The following is a 16,703-nucleotide window of genomic DNA, read 5'->3' as shown; positions in this document are numbered from 1 at the left end:
ATAGGCTAGTTTCTTTTTTTTGCTTATGAAGTTATAGATGTTTGTAAAGTTTATTATAAAGAGACTAGATTAATAATAATTAAAAATATATTATGCAAGTCTAAAAATTTTATATATAATATATTGTATATTAGGATTTTGTTGATATATGTACAAAAGATAGAAGAAGGGGCTTGTAATGAAAGAGATGAAACCATACTTGTTTTTTGAAGACTTTCCACCTATGGAGAAAGGATTTTATTTTTTTGTAGAAGAGGCATTAATGAAAAAGCCACTCATTTTATTTCAAGATTTACAAGATATACAAAAAGTACAGGAGGGAGAAATTTTTACACTTAATCTAGATTCTGTAGGGAAACTTAACCTTCAAAAAAATAATGACAGTATATCAAAGATGATTTTAAAAGATATAATAAGATATAAAGTATATGAGGACTATGATGGGCAAGAAGAAAATTTATTCTACCATTGTCATAATGGATTTGAAATATCTATGATTATTTCTGGGGAAGGATATTATTTTGCGGAGGGAAGAGCCATAAAAGTTAAAGAAGGGTCACTTATAGTTTTTAATAGTTTAGTACCCCATGCATGGATTGCTGATGAAGCGAACCCACCTCTACAAAAAACTTTTACTTTTTATCATAGATTATTTCTAGAAAGTGAGCTTGCTAAAGAAGAGTTAACTATTATTGACGAGTATTTAAAATCACTTACGTTGCTAGATATACATGGAGATGAAGCTAAAGAAATTAGAACAATTTTAGAATTAATGTACGAGGAATATACTAATAAAAAAATAAATTATAAAGCCAATATTAAATATTTGTTATTAGTATTTTTTGTACATAGTTTAAGGTTAGGTAAAAATAAGAGAAAAGGACTCAATGAAAATACTAGAAAGAAAGTGCCTAATGCACAATTAGAAATAGCGATACAGTATATAAAAAGTCATTTTTATTTAAATATTACTCTAAAAGATGTAGCAAAAAAAGTTTATATGCATCCTAATTATTTTTCTGCTTCATTCAAGAAAACTTATGGAATAAGTTTTGTAGAATATATGAATGCGTTAAAAATAGCTATGGCAATTGAATTAATGGAGAGCACGGATTTATCTATTCAACAAATTGCTCATCAATGTGGCTTTGGATCACTATCTAATTTTTATAAAGTTTTTAAAAATAGTTACGGTATAAGTCCAGCTAAATATATAAAGCAAATATAAGGTATATAATAAGAACGTATTTTAGCATATTGAAATATTGAGTGTTAATGGTTGTTTTTCTATTTTGTTGTTATAATAAAGAGTATTAAAAGTCATAGGATAGATACTACTAGTCGAAGCAGGACTAAATGAATAGACTGATGAAAAGGTTTTATAAAAGTAGATAAGAGATGTATCTCTTTAAAAAGAATAATAGAAATAAAAAATAAAAAACGAGGAATAAATTCTGTTGAATTTATTCCTCATTTGATTTAAAGTGCATAATAAGATAAAAACCACCAATAAGTAGTAAAATACCTAGGATAAGACTTGGTATGTTATAGAAGAAACTATGAAACCAACCTAAATAATCTCCAAAACGATATAAAATAGGAAGGACTAAACGGTCAAAAAGTGTATAAACGCCAAGTAGAATAACTACAGTTCCAAGAACTATGCGGTGTTTAGTAAAGAAAGTATGCCAGTCTTGATTTAAGAAGCTTTTTAATTTATGTAAGAATTCTTCCTCATCGAGTCTACGTTCATCTTCATTAAGGCGACCTAAAATTAAAGTATCAAAAAAGGCATAGAACCAGATAACTGGAAGAATAAAATTAATAAGGTAAATAGGTAAAAGGTTACAAATAGTCCAGACGATTCCAAATCCAGTCATGATGCATATGCCTTTTTTCATACTTCCTAGATACATTTGCCCAGCACCAGGAATAAGCCCCAATAAAAAAGTAAAGAAATTATTTCTATTCATATTAAAACCTCCTATAATTTACTATCTATTAATAAGTATACAGGCTATTTCTTAAATTAGGTTATCGTATTTCTTAAAATTTCTTCAGAAATAACAAAGATATAAGTATTTAAAAATTCATATAAGAACAAATGGGAGGTTATACTAACAACATAATCATTCATAGAGGTGACTTATGCGTAAATCAACAAAAATAATATGGAGTATTGTTGGTATTCTTATAGCAATAGTATTGGTAATGGGTATTTATTTATATAAGACTTTAGATAGTATTACTGTGCCTAATCAAGATATAGTAGAGCAGGAACCAGCCACTTATCCTACTATACCTGGTATTAGTCATGTACTTTTAGTTGGAGTAGATTCGGCAAGTATAGATATAGCTACAAGGTCTGATGCTATGATGCTTCTAACTTTGGATACTATACATGACAATGTGAAATTAACCTCTTTTGCAAGAGATGCCTATGTCAACATTCCTGGTATTGGGTATGAAAAGCTTACACATGCTTATGCCTATGGAGAGGCACCATTACTCTTACAAACGGTAGAAAGTAATTTTCAACTTGAAGTAGACCGTTATATTGTTATAGACTTTAAATCTTTTATTGCATTAGTGGACCGTTTAGGTGGTGTAGAAGCCAATCTAGAACAGGTAGATTTAAGGGAGTTTAATCGTGTAGCGGAAGAAAACTATAGGAAGTTCTATGATAACAAAGAAGATAGTTTTAGGCCTATAGAAAGCCCGGGCATTTATAATTTAAATGGTTATCAGACACTAGCCTATGTTAGAATGCGTAAAACAGATTCCATTTATGCTAGAGAAGAAAGGCAGCGTGACGTGGTAGAACAAGTCTTTAAGAAAATAACACGTATGCCATTTACTTCTTACAGTACACTTTTGAAAGAAGTCTTACCTTATATTAAAACCAATATGAATGTTATGGATATGGTGAAGCTTGCTTTTACAGCTCTTCAAATAGGGACGAATGATGTAAGACAGTTAGAATTTCCAAATCCCAATACAAGCTATGGGGGCTCACTTCCAGGTAAGGGATGGGTACTACAATGGGATGAGGAAGCTGGCAGAGAGGAGTTGCATACATTTTTAAATGAATAAATAAAAAGTTAAAAGTATACAGGATAAATATATTTTATCATGTATACTTTTTAATATAAGGAAGCTACAAGAGCTCAGTTAAAGTAGAAAGTACTTGTTTTTACTAATTAAGGTGCTATAGAATAAAAAGAAAGTTATAATAGATAAAATTTTTGGGAGGAAATAAAATGGAAAAGATATTAGTAGTTGTAGATATGCAAAATGATTTTATAGATGGGACACTGGGCACGCAAGAAGCAGTTAGCATTGTACCAAATGTTATAGACAAGATAAAAGCTTATCAAAAAGAGAATAACCCTATTTACTTTACTAAAGATACACATACACAAGACTATCTCCAAACACAAGAAGGAAAAAATTTACCAGTAGCACATTGTATTAAGGGAACAAAGGGATGGGAATTACAGTTACAAATAGGTGCGTTAGCAGAAAAAATACAAAAAGGTGCAAGCCATCCGATTATTTTTGAGAAGGGAATATTTGGAGGAGAAGAGCTTGCAAAAACGCTTAGAGAAGTAATAAATAAGCCAAATCAGACAGAGATAGAACTTGTAGGACTTTGTACAGATATTTGTGTTTTATCTAATGCAATCTTGCTAAAGACTTATATACCAGAAGCAGTTATTCAAGTTGATGCAGCTTGCTGTGCAGGGGTTACACCAAAGACTCATAATAATGCGTTAGAAGCTATGAAGATGTGTCAGATTCAAATTAAAAATGAGAGTGAAGAGGTTTTCTAGACAAAAATCGCCCATTATATTATGATAAGTAATGCAATAGGCGAATGATAGTTTAAAAAGGAGCTCTACAGATGAAGAAATGGTGGATCAGATTAATAACTATAGTAGCTTTAGGAATATGCATGCTTATTATACTTGAGAGAAAAGATATTCAATATAGGAGACCAGCCATTACTGTCAATAGTGGAGATTATATAGAGTATGAAGACTTATGTGAACAGTTTGTAAGAAATCATTTAATGGATGAAAATAAAGGGATCTATACAAACTATAGACCGTCAGAAGAGACTAAAGAATGGTCAACAGGGCATGAAGTTTTATCAGAGTCTCAAGGGCTATATATGATGTACTTAGTGAATAGAGGGGATAAGGCAGGGTTTGATGCTATTCTTCGTTATGTAAGAGAGTTCTTAACAAGTGAGGACGGCATGATAGGATGGCGTTATAACAAAGAGAATAATGAGCTCGCACAAAGTAATGCCACTTTAGATGATTTAAGGATTATTAAGGCAACTTTTCTCGCCTATAAACAGTGGGGAGAAGAAGATTATCTTGCTGTAGCCTATAAGCTTGCATCGCGTTTATATGAGAATAATGTAAAGGATGGCAAGCTTTATAGTTGTTATGATGAAACGTATAAAGAACTGACATCATCTATACCACTTTGTTACTTTGATTTTGAAGCACTAAATTATTTAAAAGAAATAGATAGGAGATGGGGGGAAGTATACCAAAATAGCTTAAAAATTGTAGAAAGGGGCTATTTAGGAGATACATTCCCTTTTTATGCCTTTGAATATGATTATGAGACAAAAATATATAAAGAGGCAAATACAATAAGAATGACAGAAGGTATTTTAACAGTTTTACATCTTGCTCAGGTAGGTGAACATAGGGATGAAACCATAGAATGGCTTATTAAGGCTTTACGAGATGGTGCTATATATGGTGAGTACAACAAGACGACAGGTAAACCTATAAACAATACAGAATCTACAGCAATCTATGCATGTATTGCACAAGTTGCTAAAGTGATAGGAAATCAAGAACTTTATGATTTAGCTATTGATAAGATGCTCTTGTGGCAGATTCAGAATTCTGAGAGTGTATTAAATGGAGCATTTGGCAATAAAGATACGCAAGAAGTTTATTCTTATGATAATTTACAAGCTTTATTAGCATTTTAGAAGGACTAGAGAGGCGGGACTTATGAAAAAGAACAGAATAAAGGTAGATTTATGTATAGGTATTACTGTGCTTATATCATTTACTTTAGTACTCTTGACAGCTTTTTATTTTGGAGAAGAGCAGTTAAGTTTTTATTTTGCAGTTGGAATTTTATTTATAGGAAGCTTAGTTTGTTATTATAAAGGTATAGTATTTTCTATTTGTTTAGCTATGTTTTTAGATTTTATATATGCCAGTATGCTTCTGATTGGTGCGTTAAATAGCCCAATTTTAAAGGTAAGTACGCAGGCCATAGGCTTAGTGATTGTGCCATTATGTTACATTGCTTTTGGTACGCTAGGGCATTATATTATGGTATTACAAGAAAGTAATGAAAGATTAGAGATACAAAATAAAATGCTGGTTAGAATAGATGAGGAGACAGGCTTAGGAAATATGGTGGCTTTTAATACAGACTTAGGTATGTATATAAAATTATGTAGTAGACATGGGCTACCTCTTACTGTAATGGTTATTCAACTTCGCTATGATAACCGTATTAAAAGTTTAGTGGGAGCAAAGTGGTTTGAGGTATTACTTAAAGAAATAGGAACAGTCATTAATCAGACATTAAGAGCAGAGGATATGAACTATATTTTAAGAGAGTCACAAAGCTTTGTGTCAATCCTTATTACAGATATGAGTAGTTGTCAAATCGTAAAGCAGCGTATGATGCAGAAAATATCAGAAATAAAGTTTGAAGAGGGTACTCCTTTATATGGTATTAAAATTGACTTAAGGATAGCTTTAAAGCAGTATGATGATACAATAAGTTCGGCCTGGCAGTATATAGAAGAAACAATGAAAGAGCTGGAATATGATGTATAGAGGAAAAAGATATCTTATTATTGATACAGCATATGAAGATACTACATGGCTTGTAGAAAATAATATACCTTATAGGACAATAGATGAGGTGCCAGATAATTTGAGAATCATAGAAGGTGATGAGCTATTAAGTGCATACTACCAGCAATTTTTAAGAGATAGTGAAGATATGGGCATTTATATAGGGGAAGGGAATACGACTATAAAAGAGATTGTGCAAATATTTATTAATAATGAAGTAATGATTGATCAATATAAAATAGAACAAGTAGATAAATATGAAGTATTAGAAGAAATTAAAGAAAATATACCAGAAACTAACCAAGTAGATCTTACAAAAGCTAATCATATTATGATAGTAGCTATGGTTGGTATTATTCTACTCTTTAGTAGTTTTATCATAAAAGCTAGAAGAAGAGACAAAAGACGATTTTTTGATGATCACTAAGAGAGGACATATATGAATATTATAGATTATTTATTTATCATATCCCTTATTACGATGTGGATTGTAATTTTTGTGAATATTTTATTGGTAATAGGTGGATATCGTTATAGTCATGAAATGGAGGAGACTATAATTGATACACATTTAGAAGAGTATCCTTTTGTATCCATAATGGTACCTGCACATAATGAGGGCATTGTAATTGAAAAGACTGTACGTTCTCTATTAAGTCTAGATTATCCAGCAGAGCGTTATGAAGTGATTATTATTAATGATAACTCGAGTGATAACTCAGCACAAATTTTAAAACGTATTCAAGATGAGAAGCCTGCTGTGACACTTAAGGTCATTAATACAGATGCTGTGACGGGAGGAAAAGGCAAGTCTAATGCACTCAATATAGGCTTTAACATAAGTAAAGGTGAATACTTAGCTATTTATGATGCAGATAATACACCAGAGAAAAAAGCACTGAAGTATTTAGTTGTAACTTTATCAAGGAATGAGGACTTAGGAGCGGTCATTGGAAAGTTTAGGACACGTAATAAGTCTTATAATTTACTTACACGTTTTATTAATATTGAGACGTTATTTTTTCAGTGGATGGCACAGGCAGGAAGATGGAAACTTTTTAAACTATGTACCATACCAGGAACCAACTTTCTGATACGTAGAAGTATTATAGAAGAAATAGGTGGATGGGATACTAAAGCATTGGCGGAAGATACAGAAATTAGTTTTAGAATTTATCGTATGGGCTATAAAATTATGTTTATGCCAAAAGCGGTAACTTGGGAACAGGAACCTCAAACTTTTAAAGTATGGTTTAAGCAGAGGACAAGATGGGTTAAAGGCAATATCTATGTTATTTTTAAAGATATTAAATATCTATTTGATTTGAAAAGTGGACCTATCAAATTTGATATTATTTATTTTACATCTATTTATTTATTTGGATTAACAGCTAGTATTATTTCTGATGTACTTTTTATACTAGGACTAACACAACTTATAACAGTTAACGTAGTGGGATATAGTTTAATTTTATGGATTCTTGCTTATATTGTATACGGCTTATCTATAGCCATTACACTTATTATAGAAAAAGGAGAATTTGATTTAATTAACATAGGTATAGCTATGTTGATGTATTTTACTTACTCTAAAATGTGGTCTGTTGTAGCAATGGTAGGATTTTATCATTATATGAAAGATAGTATATTAAAAAAAGAAGCAAAATGGTATAAGACAGAGCGATTTTAAGGAGAATGCCGTGAAAAAAATAAAAGTTATTTTATTAATTATAGTAGTAAGTGGATTACTACACATTAATCTATTTGCAAGTGAAAATGGAGGACAGGTAGAGTATAAGTTAGGAGAAAATATATCCCTAAGAGGAAGTTTTGGGACACATGATTGGTATTTCTATGTAGAAGAACCTTGGCAGGTTACCAATAGCCAGTTAAATCTAAATTATATAGGAACACAGTTATTAACAAGCCCTAAGTCTACTCTTACGTTATCACTGAATGGAGAAACTTTTTATTCAATAGGGCTTAATAGTTTAAAGGAGCAAAATTTAACATTAAGTTTACCAGTAAATCAAATCAAAGCAGGCTATAATAAAATTTCAATAAAGGCCTATGTCAGGTTAACAGAAGATCATCATACAGATGCAGTTAATCCTGCAAGTTGGGTAAAATTATTTAAAGATTCGAATATAAAATTAGAATATACAGAGCCAAAACAAAATAATTTAGATGTATTTCCATATCCTTTTATTCAAACTCAAAGTAAGGCCATTACCCAAATTGTTATTCCGGAAGCTTATACAAAGAATGAATTAGAAGCAGCTTTAAGGATGACAAGTTATTTAGGGAGCTATACAGATGAGAGTGAACTTATTAACATTCAAGCTAAGAGTACATTACAGCAAGTTAAAAATGCTATTATAATAGGAAATGAACAATACATTAAACAGCTCTATCCTGACCTTGCTTTTAACTTAGGGAATAAAGGCCTTATATTTTTAGAGCAGATAGGACCATATAGTAGACTTATTATATGTGCTGATAATGAAGATATTTTAGATACAGCTTTTCAAATTTTAAGTGATGATCAAATTAGAGATCAAATAGATAAACCTTATTATATTATTCCAGAAGAACTTACATTGAAAAATGACTTAAAAACTGAGCAGAAGATTAATTTTACATTAAAAGAGTTAGGTTATGATTCTATCTATATGATGGGACAACACCGTAATCAAACTTCTATTTTTATCAATTTACCAAGTGAAACAATACTTCAAAAAGGTGCTAAATTAGTCATTCATACAAGATATTCAAAGAATCTTAACTTTGAACATTCACTTGTTACACTCTATATTAATGGGGAAGCTTTAGCGAGTAGTAAATTAGACATCAATAAAGCAGATGGAGATACAATTGAGCTTTCTATTCCACCAGATATCAAAATGAATAAGGGAAGTCAGGTGACGATTGCTTTTGACTTAGAACTGGATATAAATGCTGCTGTGACAAGAGAAGAGGATACGCCATGGGTACTTATAGAAAATAGCTCTTACTTCTATTTGCCACGTGGCAGTATCAAGGAATATAGTTTTGATGTCTTTCCATATCCCTTTGTACAAGAGGGAAAGATGCAGGATATAGGTGTTATTGTGCCAGATAAATTAAATGCTGAAGATTTAATACTACTAGGTCGTCTATTTGAAAAGATAGGAACATACACTCAGCAATATGAAGGAAATATATCGATTATGAATGATTCCATACCAATAGAAGAAGTAGAAGATAAGCATTTAATCGTGTATGGAACACCTGTTAACAATCAATTTATACAGAATATAAAAGAGCAAAGCTTCCTTCAGTTTAGTGAGAATGCGCAATATTTTTTACCTAATGAAGAAGTTCATTTACTGCCTGAGTATAGCAGAAATTTAATATTGTGTGAGATGAAACCAAGTACGGTGAATTCGCGTTATGGTATGCTTAGTATGATAGCTCCTGAAGAGCAAGTCTTTAAAGAAATTTTAGGACAAAGAGTATCTATACCAAATCTCAAAGGGCAAGTACTCATTATGGATGAAAGAGGAGAAGGGAGGCTTTATAGGCCTATTCTAGAGGAGCATAGTGAAAAAGTTATAGTAAATGATAAAGTACAAAATGGAAGAAATGGCCAATCACAACAGGTTATAGGGATTTTTATAGGAAGTATTATTTTACTAAGTATTTTTCTAATAGGTTTTTTATCTTATAAAAAATATAAATAAAAATAGAAAGGCTAGCCTACTTATCCATCTAATAGAAGGAAAATAAGTAGGCTAGCCTTTTTAGTAATGTTTTAGATTATATTTGTAGGTGAACCATTTAAATAATTTAAAATGTTATTAAAAACAATAACTGCTCTTTTTTCTAAAGCTTCTTTAGTTGCAAAGGCAACATGGGGTGTGACGATCGTATTGATGCTATGAAGTAGTGGATGATCAGAAGGAACTGGAGGTTCCATTTCAAATACATCAATCCCAGCACCTGCAATTTGATGACTATTAAGGGCATCAGCTAAAGCCTGGCTATCTACTACTGGGCCTCTTGCTGTATTAATGAGAATAGCATTTGGCTTCATCAGTGCAAGCTTTTGGGCATTAATAAGGTGTTTTGTATGGGCATTAAGTGGAACATGAAGTGAAATGATATCACATGTTTGAAGAAGTGTATCAAGGTCTGTATAAATAAGGCCTGTATTTTCTTTTACTGTACGACTATAAGCATAGACTTCACATCCAAAAGCCTTAGCAATATTGGCAGTGCGAAGGCCGATAGCACCTGTTCCGATGATACCAAACTTTTTGCCTTCAAGTTCAAAACCTATAAGGCCATCTTTAGTACCACTTTGACGTACTACTTCATTACAAGACACCATATTTCTATAAAGTGCTACGATCATACCAAATACTAGGTCGCTTACAGCAGCATTAGAGTAGCCTGCACAGTTGCAGATGGTAATACCTTTTGCTTTGCAAGTGTCTACTGCAATATGGTCTACACCTGTAAAAGCAACAGCAAGCATTTTAAGATTTGGACATCCTTCAATGACCTCACTGTTAAGAGGTAGATTAGATACAGCAATAATATCAGCGTCTTTACCACGTTTAATAAGTTCCACTGTGTCTGTTACACGCGTGTCATAATAAATAATTTCTACTTGGTTACCTAAGGTAGCAGTTGCTAAATCAAGGAGTTTTTCCTTGGCAACACCTAAAGGTTCAATAATGACTAGTTTCATTTCACTCATCCCTCTTTACTTTAATTAATATATAAAATTATAGCATAAATCTATTTAATGTTTAATCTCTACCATAATCTGAGTAACAAAGTCGTTAGGATTTTGGGAAGCTAGGTCATCTAAGAGATATTCCTCATAGAAGAATTCGCCAATCTGAAGGTGATGGGCTTTAACAAACTCTAAGACTTTCTTATAGGTTTCATGTAAAGTTTCATAAGTTCCATGATGATAGGTAATAGCATAGAGTCCTTTAGGTTTAATAATAACAGAAGGGATAGTAGCATCATAAGTTTTGGAATAGAGACTTGTAAAGCAGTTTTGGAGTCCATTTGCTACATCTGCTACTTTAATAAGAGAGCCAAAAGCATCATGATTGCTTAGTTCATGTTTATTACAGAACTGAATATACTCAAGCATAAAAGTTGAAAACTCTTTATGTGTTGCAGAATTTAAAGGAGAACTAATAATAAGATATTCTTCTTCTTGCTCTTCTAGAATGGTTTTAGCATGTTCTGTCTGGAGGGCATGAGTAATATGATCAGTAGCCATAGTAAGGTGACTACGAATTTTATTTAGTTTTTTTATAAATAGATCTACTTCATCAAGTTTTTCATTAAGTAAATGGGTATAAGTTGTTGGTGTACGTGTATCAAGATAAGTTTTAATATCTTTAAGAGGCATATTCAGCTCTTTTAAAGTAGCAATCATATTAAAGGTATAAAGCTGACGGTAAGAATAATAGCGGTAGCCGTTTTCCTCTGTAAGAGTAGGAGAGAACAGCCCGATTTCATCATAATGAAACAAAGTTTGCTTTTTCACACCACACAGTTTAGCGAATTCACCTGTTGTAAAATGATTTTCAATTTTTTTGTTCATGAGTACAATCTCCTCTTGACTATATGGTTACCGTATAGTTTACCATACTATAATGATGAAAACCATGAAAAAGACAAACATTAACAAAAAGGAGGTATAAACATGAAACTTATTTTAAGCTATTTAAAGCATTATAAACTTTTAGTGCTACTTAATATAATATCTGTTTTCGGATTTGCACTTGTAGAGCTTGGAATACCAACCATTATGGCGAAAATCATAGATAATGGTATAGCCACTAATAATACAACTTATATTTATCAAATGGGGATAGTCATGGCTGTTATTTCAGTTATTGGTGTATTAGGGACCATATTGCTTGGATATTGTTCTGCTAAAATATCCACAGGTATAACACGCGATATTCGTAATGATATTTTTAGAAAGGTACAAGATTTTTCACATAGTGAATATGATGCCTTTGGTGTTTCTTCTATGATTACAAGAACAACAAATGATGCTTTTCAAATTTTACAGTTTACAAACACTTTACTTAGAACAGCTTTGTTAACGCCTATTATGTTCTTAGTAAGTTTGTTCATGATTGTAAAGACTAGCTTAGCCTTATCAGGGGTATTAGCTATTACAGTACCTTTCATTATACTTGGAGTTATTGTCATTGCTAAACTTTCAGGGCCACTTTCAGAGACTCAGCAGAAGAGATTAGATAAGCTGAATCGTATTTCTAGAGAGAATTTAACAGGTATTAGAGTTATTCGTGCTTTTGGTAATGATGATCATGAGAATGAAAGATTTGCTCATACGAATGAGGATTATGCAGGAGTATCTAAAAAGTTACATAAGCTTATGGCCGCTTCTCAGCCAACCTTCTTCTTCCTTTTAAATTTAGCTATTATTGCAATCTTCTGGGTTTCTAGCCAGATGATTAATGTAGGCACATTACAGGTAGGAGAACTTGTGGCTTTTATTGAATATTTATTCCATGCTATGTTTTCTATTATGCTCTTTTCAATGGTATTTATTATGTATCCAAAAGCGCAGGTATCAGCTAATCGTATTCAGGAACTTTTAAATGCTAAGCCACTTATTGTAAGTCCAGAAAATGGTGTAAAAGAAACAAAAGAACAAGGCTTAGTAGAGTTTGATCATGTAACTTTTACTTATCCAGATGGAGAAGAGCCAGTACTCCGTGATATTAGCTTTACTGCGAAAAAAGGACAGACTGTTGCCTTTATTGGAAGTACGGGAAGTGGAAAGAGTACACTGATTAACCTGATTCCAAGATTTTATGATGTAACAGAAGGTTCTATTAAAATCGATGGTGTAGATATAAGAGATTATGACCTTAAAACTTTAAGAAATAAGATTGGCTTTATTCCTCAAAAGACAAGACTCTTTACAGGAACTATTGCTAATAACATTAAATTTGGTAAAAAAGATGCTACGCAGGAAGAAATCAAACATTCTACAAAAGTGGCACAGGCTTATCCATTTATTAAGCGCAAACCTAAACAGTTTGAAGAACCGATTAGTGAGGGTGGGGCTAATATGTCTGGAGGACAGAAGCAAAGGCTTTCTATTGCAAGAGCGGTGGTGAGAAAGCCAGAAATTTATATTTTTGACGATAGCTTCTCTGCACTTGACTTTAAGACAGACGCTACACTTCGTGCCAAACTAAAAGAGGAAACAGAAGAATCTGTAGTACTTATCGTAGCACAAAGAATTGGTTCTATTTTAGAAGCAGATAAAATTATTGTCTTAAATGAAGGAGAGGTAGTGGGAATAGGAACACATAGTGAGCTCCTTAATACTTGCCAAATTTATAATGAAATTGCTTTATCACAGCTTACAAAGGAGGAGTTAATGCAATGAAAAAACTATTTCCTTTCTTAAAGCCTTATTTAGTACCTTTTATAGGTGCAATCCTATTTATTATTTCAGCTGCGGTTATTAATGCCATTACACCAAGAACAGAAGGACTTATTATTACTAAGCTTACAGAAGATGTACTAGCGATGAGTAAAGGCCTAGAGGGCGCAGGTATTAACTTTGCCTATATTATTAAGGTTCTTATTGTGTTAGGGATACTTTATTTAATAAGTACTGTATCTACTTATGCAGCGAGTTTTTTCTTAACCAATGCGATTCAAAATACAATGAAAGATTTAAGAAATGCTGTACAGAATAAAATAAGAAGACTTCCTATCAGCTACTTCGATAAAAATAGCTATGGGGATGTGCTGAGCCGTATTACAAATGATATTGATACCATCTCTAATGCAATGCAGCAAAGCTTCAGCCAGGTTATTAACTCAGTATTATCATTAACATTGGCATTAGGTATGATGTATGTCATAAACGTAAAGATGGCTTTAGTAGCAACACTTATTATTCCTCTTAGTTATCTTGTCTCTAAGTTTATTGTAGGAAAGTCTCAAAATCTCTTCTATAATCAGCAACAGGCACTGGGAAAACTTAATGGGGCTGTACAAGAAATGTATACAGGCTTTAATGAGATTAAATTATATGGTAAACAAGAGGATTCTATAGAAGAATTTGAAGCGATTAATGAACAGCTTTGCCAGACAGGTTTTAAGGCACAATTTATCTCAAGTATTATGTCACCACTTGTATCCCTTGTAAGTTATTTAGGTATTGCTGCTATAGGTACAATGGGGGGAATCTTCACTCTTGCAGGGGCTCTTACAGTAGGGAATCTTCAAGCTTTTATCCGTTATATCTGGCAAATTAATCAGCCTCTTTCACAAATTACGCAGCTTTCTTCAGCTATTCAGTCAGCTTTTGCAGCGGCAACTCGTGTATTTGAATTTTTAGAAGAACAAGAAGAAGTAAAGGATCCTAAAGATGCAGTAAAACTTACTCATGCTAAAGGTAACGTAAGCTTTGAGCACGTACGATTTGGATATAAAGAAGATACACCACTTATTGAAGACTTAAGCCTAGAAGTAAAAAGTGGTCAGATGGTTGCTATTGTAGGTCCAACGGGTGCAGGTAAAACGACGCTTATTAACTTACTTATGCGTTTTTATGATGTGCAAGGTGGTGCTATTAAAATAGATGGCGTAGATATTCGTAAGATGAAGCGTGAAGATTTAAGGAGTCTCTTTGGTATGGTACTTCAAGATACATGGCTTTATAAAGGTACTATTGCAGAAAATATTGAGTATGGAAGATTTGGTGCAACGAGAGAAGAGATTATACAGGCAGCAAAGATTGCCAATGTCCATCACTTTATTAAAACACTTCCAGATGGCTACGATATGCTTCTTAATGAAGAAGCTTCAAATATCTCTCAAGGAGAAAAGCAGTTACTCACCATAGCAAGGGCTATTTTAGCTGACCCAGCTATTTTAATCTTAGATGAAGCAACAAGTTCTGTTGATACAAGAATTGAACTTATGCTCCAAAAAGCTATGAGAAATGTTATGAAGGGACGTACAAGTTTTGTTATTGCCCATAGACTTTCTACCATTCGAAGTGCTGATTTAATATTAGTCATAAATGAAGGGAATATTGTAGAAAAAGGTACACATGAAGAGCTTATGGCGCAGGGAGGCTTCTATGAAACACTTTACAATAGTCAATTTGCCAATAAAGAAGCCAAATAAGCACATGAAAAATATGGAAAAGGTAAATTTTTGCAAAAGGGGTTTATTTTTGCGTGGAAGTTGTTATAATAAATAACGAAATACCTAGTTGCTGGTACCACTAAGTATTTTTAAGAGCATACCTATAATGTTCACACAGCATTTAAAAAGACACTACAGTTTTGTAGTGTCTTTTTCTATTTAAAGTAAGAATGATTTACCAACTTCCAGAAGAACCACCACCACTGGAGGAACCACCTCCGAACCCGCCGAAACCACCTCCACCAGGGCCACGTCCATTCCGATTTCCGGGGCCACCTTGTCTATTATAGAAGGAATTAATAAAGAGAATTTGCATAATAGTACTTAAGATACGCCCTCTGTTCAAAATTAAATCCATAGCAATCAGTATAAAAACAATCCAATACCCTAAGATATTTTGTCTGTTAGAAGTACCAGGAGAAGTAGGGGCATAAGAAATATTTAAAGATTTATCTAAGGTGACACCATATTCCATAGCAATTGTATCACATACGGTACTGTAACTTGCAAGAAGGCCTTCACTGTAGTTCTCTTGAATAAAAGAAGGGCGTGCAAGATCTGTCATAATACGATTAGTAAGAGCGTCAGGAACGACACCTTCTAATCCTCTACCTACTTCAACACGCCATGTTTGATCCTTTATAGCAAGGAGAATAAGTAGGCCATTATCTTGGCCTTTTTGACCAATTCCCCAACCTCTAAAAAGTTTTAATGCATAATCCTCAATAGGAAGACCTTCCGTAGAGTTAATAACAGCTATAATAGCTTGAGCACCTGTTTTAATCTCAAGTTCATAACCTATTGAAATAATTCGATTTGTAGTTTGTTCATCAATCGTATCAGTGTAATCATTGATGTATTTGGCATTAGTAGGAGAAGGAAGAGTAGGGGCTCCATAAACTAATGTTTTAGAAAGTATAAGAAAGAGGAGCAAGTAAGAGAGAAGACATTTATAAGATTTAAAATTACGTCTTATCATGAGTTAGAAAAATCTACTGTAGGTGCAGTCTGAGCACCTGCATTTGCTTTATAAAGTGGTCTTTCAGGGAAACTAAAAATAGAAGCAATAATATTACTTGGAAATCTTCTCCTCTTAGTGTTATAGGCTGTAACGGCTGTATTATAGTCTTGACGTGCAATAGCAATACGATTTTCAGTACCTTCTAGCTGAATGGAAAGGTCTTTAAAGTTCTGATTCGATTTAAGGTCAGGATAGCGCTCGACAATAAGAAGTAATCGAGATAAAGCATTAGAAAGCTCACCATCGGCCTCAGCTTGTTCAGTAAGTGTAGTAGCACCAGCTAAGCGGCTTCTAGCATTAGCAATGTTAGTGAAAATTTCTTTTTCTTGAGAGGCATAGCCTTTAACCGTATTAACAAGATTTGGAATTAAGTCCATACGACGTTGAAGCTGTGTTTCTATATTAGCTTCGGCACTATTAACAGTTTGATCTAAATTAACAAGTGTGTTATAACCACCTATAACTGGAATAGCAATAATACCAATAATAATAAGTAAGCCTATAATAACTTTCGTAGCTGATTTCATAGTATCAAAACTCCTTTCGTTAAT

At 32.7% G+C, this 16,703-nt stretch carries 15 protein-coding genes; 10 read left to right on the top strand and 5 right to left on the bottom strand.

Translation table 11 applies throughout. The annotated features are described in order from the left end of the window. Window positions 1–178 precede the first annotated feature (178 nt). Window positions 179–1,228 carry an AraC family transcriptional regulator gene (locus ACLTBU_RS06605; protein ID WP_412218240.1) on the top strand — a complete coding sequence of 350 codons (1,050 nt, stop codon included), beginning with the start codon at window positions 179–181 and terminating at the stop codon, window positions 1,226–1,228. A gap of 235 nt (window positions 1,229–1,463) precedes the next feature. Here ACLTBU_RS06605 and ACLTBU_RS06600 read toward each other — a convergent pair whose 3' ends face one another. Further along, the gene (locus ACLTBU_RS06600; RefSeq protein WP_337528461.1) at window positions 1,464–1,973 is read right to left on the bottom strand and encodes a hypothetical protein; all 510 of its coding nucleotides are present in this window, start codon (window positions 1,971–1,973) and stop codon (window positions 1,464–1,466) included. A gap of 175 nt (window positions 1,974–2,148) precedes the next feature. Here ACLTBU_RS06600 and ACLTBU_RS06595 point away from each other — a divergent pair, with 175 nt between their 5' ends. From ACLTBU_RS06595 to ACLTBU_RS06565, 7 genes are all read left to right on the top strand, one after another. Next, the gene (locus ACLTBU_RS06595; RefSeq protein ID WP_412218237.1) at window positions 2,149–3,093 is read left to right on the top strand and encodes an LCP family protein; all 945 of its coding nucleotides are present in this window, start codon (window positions 2,149–2,151) and stop codon (window positions 3,091–3,093) included. A 167-nt stretch (window positions 3,094–3,260) separates the two neighbouring features. After that, window positions 3,261–3,833 carry a cysteine hydrolase family protein gene (locus ACLTBU_RS06590; protein ID WP_177668741.1) on the top strand — a complete coding sequence of 191 codons (573 nt, stop codon included), beginning with the start codon at window positions 3,261–3,263 and terminating at the stop codon, window positions 3,831–3,833. A 71-nt stretch (window positions 3,834–3,904) separates the two neighbouring features. Then, window positions 3,905–5,020, top strand: coding sequence for a glycosyl hydrolase family 8 (locus ACLTBU_RS06585; RefSeq protein ID WP_412218234.1), 1,116 nt, complete (start codon window positions 3,905–3,907; stop codon window positions 5,018–5,020). 22 nt (window positions 5,021–5,042) lie between these two features. Then, a complete protein-coding gene (locus tag ACLTBU_RS06580) occupies window positions 5,043–5,888 on the top strand; it encodes a diguanylate cyclase domain-containing protein (protein ID WP_412218231.1) in 846 nt (281 codons plus the stop codon). Continuing rightward, window positions 5,878–6,336, top strand: coding sequence for a hypothetical protein (locus ACLTBU_RS06575; RefSeq protein WP_412218228.1), 459 nt, complete (start codon window positions 5,878–5,880; stop codon window positions 6,334–6,336). Before ACLTBU_RS06580 ends, ACLTBU_RS06575 begins: the two co-directional genes overlap by 11 nt. 12 nt (window positions 6,337–6,348) lie before the next feature. Beyond that, window positions 6,349–7,599 carry a glycosyltransferase family 2 protein gene (locus ACLTBU_RS06570; RefSeq protein ID WP_412218225.1) on the top strand — a complete coding sequence of 417 codons (1,251 nt, stop codon included), beginning with the start codon at window positions 6,349–6,351 and terminating at the stop codon, window positions 7,597–7,599. 10 nt (window positions 7,600–7,609) lie between these two features. Next, the gene (locus tag ACLTBU_RS06565) at window positions 7,610–9,631 is read left to right on the top strand and encodes a cellulose biosynthesis cyclic di-GMP-binding regulatory protein BcsB (RefSeq protein ID WP_412218222.1); all 2,022 of its coding nucleotides are present in this window, start codon (window positions 7,610–7,612) and stop codon (window positions 9,629–9,631) included. 71 nt (window positions 9,632–9,702) lie between these two features. Here ACLTBU_RS06565 and ACLTBU_RS06560 read toward each other — a convergent pair whose 3' ends face one another. Beyond that, window positions 9,703–10,644: a 2-hydroxyacid dehydrogenase gene (locus ACLTBU_RS06560; protein WP_177668729.1), complete on the bottom strand. Its 942-nt coding sequence runs from the start codon at window positions 10,642–10,644 to the stop codon at window positions 9,703–9,705. Between the two features lie 54 nt (window positions 10,645–10,698). Further along, on the bottom strand, window positions 10,699–11,520 hold the full coding sequence (locus ACLTBU_RS06555) for a MerR family transcriptional regulator (protein ID WP_412182524.1): 822 nt from the start codon (window positions 11,518–11,520) through the stop codon (window positions 10,699–10,701). 102 nt (window positions 11,521–11,622) lie between these two features. Here ACLTBU_RS06555 and ACLTBU_RS06550 point away from each other — a divergent pair, with 102 nt between their 5' ends. After that, a complete protein-coding gene (locus ACLTBU_RS06550; protein WP_412218219.1) occupies window positions 11,623–13,353 on the top strand; it encodes an ABC transporter ATP-binding protein in 1,731 nt (576 codons plus the stop codon). After that, on the top strand, window positions 13,350–15,110 hold the full coding sequence (locus ACLTBU_RS06545; protein WP_412218215.1) for an ABC transporter ATP-binding protein: 1,761 nt from the start codon (window positions 13,350–13,352) through the stop codon (window positions 15,108–15,110). The genes ACLTBU_RS06550 and ACLTBU_RS06545 overlap by 4 nt, the downstream gene beginning before the upstream one ends. A 196-nt stretch (window positions 15,111–15,306) precedes the next feature. Here the strand turns inward: ACLTBU_RS06545 and ACLTBU_RS06540 are convergent, their stop codons facing one another. Together ACLTBU_RS06540 and ACLTBU_RS06535 are read right to left on the bottom strand one after the other, a co-directional pair. Continuing rightward, complete coding sequence (locus ACLTBU_RS06540) at window positions 15,307–16,110, bottom strand: TPM domain-containing protein (protein ID WP_320649728.1); 804 nt, start codon at window positions 16,108–16,110, stop codon at window positions 15,307–15,309. Then, entirely contained in the window at window positions 16,107–16,679 is a 573-nt protein-coding gene (locus tag ACLTBU_RS06535) for a LemA family protein (protein ID WP_337528433.1), read from the bottom strand. The genes ACLTBU_RS06540 and ACLTBU_RS06535 overlap by 4 nt, the downstream gene beginning before the upstream one ends. Between the last annotated feature and the right edge of the window lie 24 nt (window positions 16,680–16,703).

Origin of the sequence: Zhenhengia sp., from assembly GCF_046966505.1 — a bacterium.
In the GTDB taxonomy this organism is placed as follows: Bacteria; Bacillota; Clostridia; order Lachnospirales; family Cellulosilyticaceae; genus Zhenhengia; species Zhenhengia yiwuensis.
The sequence above is the reverse complement of the archived record's forward strand: the minus strand, read 5'-3'. Positions and strand labels throughout refer to the sequence as shown.

Coding starts and splice junctions, on each gene's coding strand:
- ACLTBU_RS06605 (WP_412218240.1), top strand. CDS start 179: ATGAAAGAGATGAAACCATACTTGTTTTTTGAAGACTTTCCACCTATG.
- ACLTBU_RS06545 (WP_412218215.1), top strand. CDS start 13,350: ATGAAAAAACTATTTCCTTTCTTAAAGCCTTATTTAGTACCTTTTATA.
- ACLTBU_RS06555 (WP_412182524.1), bottom strand. CDS start 11,520: ATGAACAAAAAAATTGAAAATCATTTTACAACAGGTGAATTCGCTAAA.
- ACLTBU_RS06575 (WP_412218228.1), top strand. CDS start 5,878: ATGATGTATAGAGGAAAAAGATATCTTATTATTGATACAGCATATGAA.
- ACLTBU_RS06595 (WP_412218237.1), top strand. CDS start 2,149: ATGCGTAAATCAACAAAAATAATATGGAGTATTGTTGGTATTCTTATA.
- ACLTBU_RS06535 (WP_337528433.1), bottom strand. CDS start 16,679: ATGAAATCAGCTACGAAAGTTATTATAGGCTTACTTATTATTATTGGT.
- ACLTBU_RS06540 (WP_320649728.1), bottom strand. CDS start 16,110: ATGATAAGACGTAATTTTAAATCTTATAAATGTCTTCTCTCTTACTTG.
- ACLTBU_RS06600 (WP_337528461.1), bottom strand. CDS start 1,973: ATGAATAGAAATAATTTCTTTACTTTTTTATTGGGGCTTATTCCTGGT.
- ACLTBU_RS06585 (WP_412218234.1), top strand. CDS start 3,905: ATGAAGAAATGGTGGATCAGATTAATAACTATAGTAGCTTTAGGAATA.
- ACLTBU_RS06580 (WP_412218231.1), top strand. CDS start 5,043: ATGAAAAAGAACAGAATAAAGGTAGATTTATGTATAGGTATTACTGTG.
- ACLTBU_RS06560 (WP_177668729.1), bottom strand. CDS start 10,644: ATGAAACTAGTCATTATTGAACCTTTAGGTGTTGCCAAGGAAAAACTC.
- ACLTBU_RS06570 (WP_412218225.1), top strand. CDS start 6,349: ATGAATATTATAGATTATTTATTTATCATATCCCTTATTACGATGTGG.
- ACLTBU_RS06590 (WP_177668741.1), top strand. CDS start 3,261: ATGGAAAAGATATTAGTAGTTGTAGATATGCAAAATGATTTTATAGAT.
- ACLTBU_RS06550 (WP_412218219.1), top strand. CDS start 11,623: ATGAAACTTATTTTAAGCTATTTAAAGCATTATAAACTTTTAGTGCTA.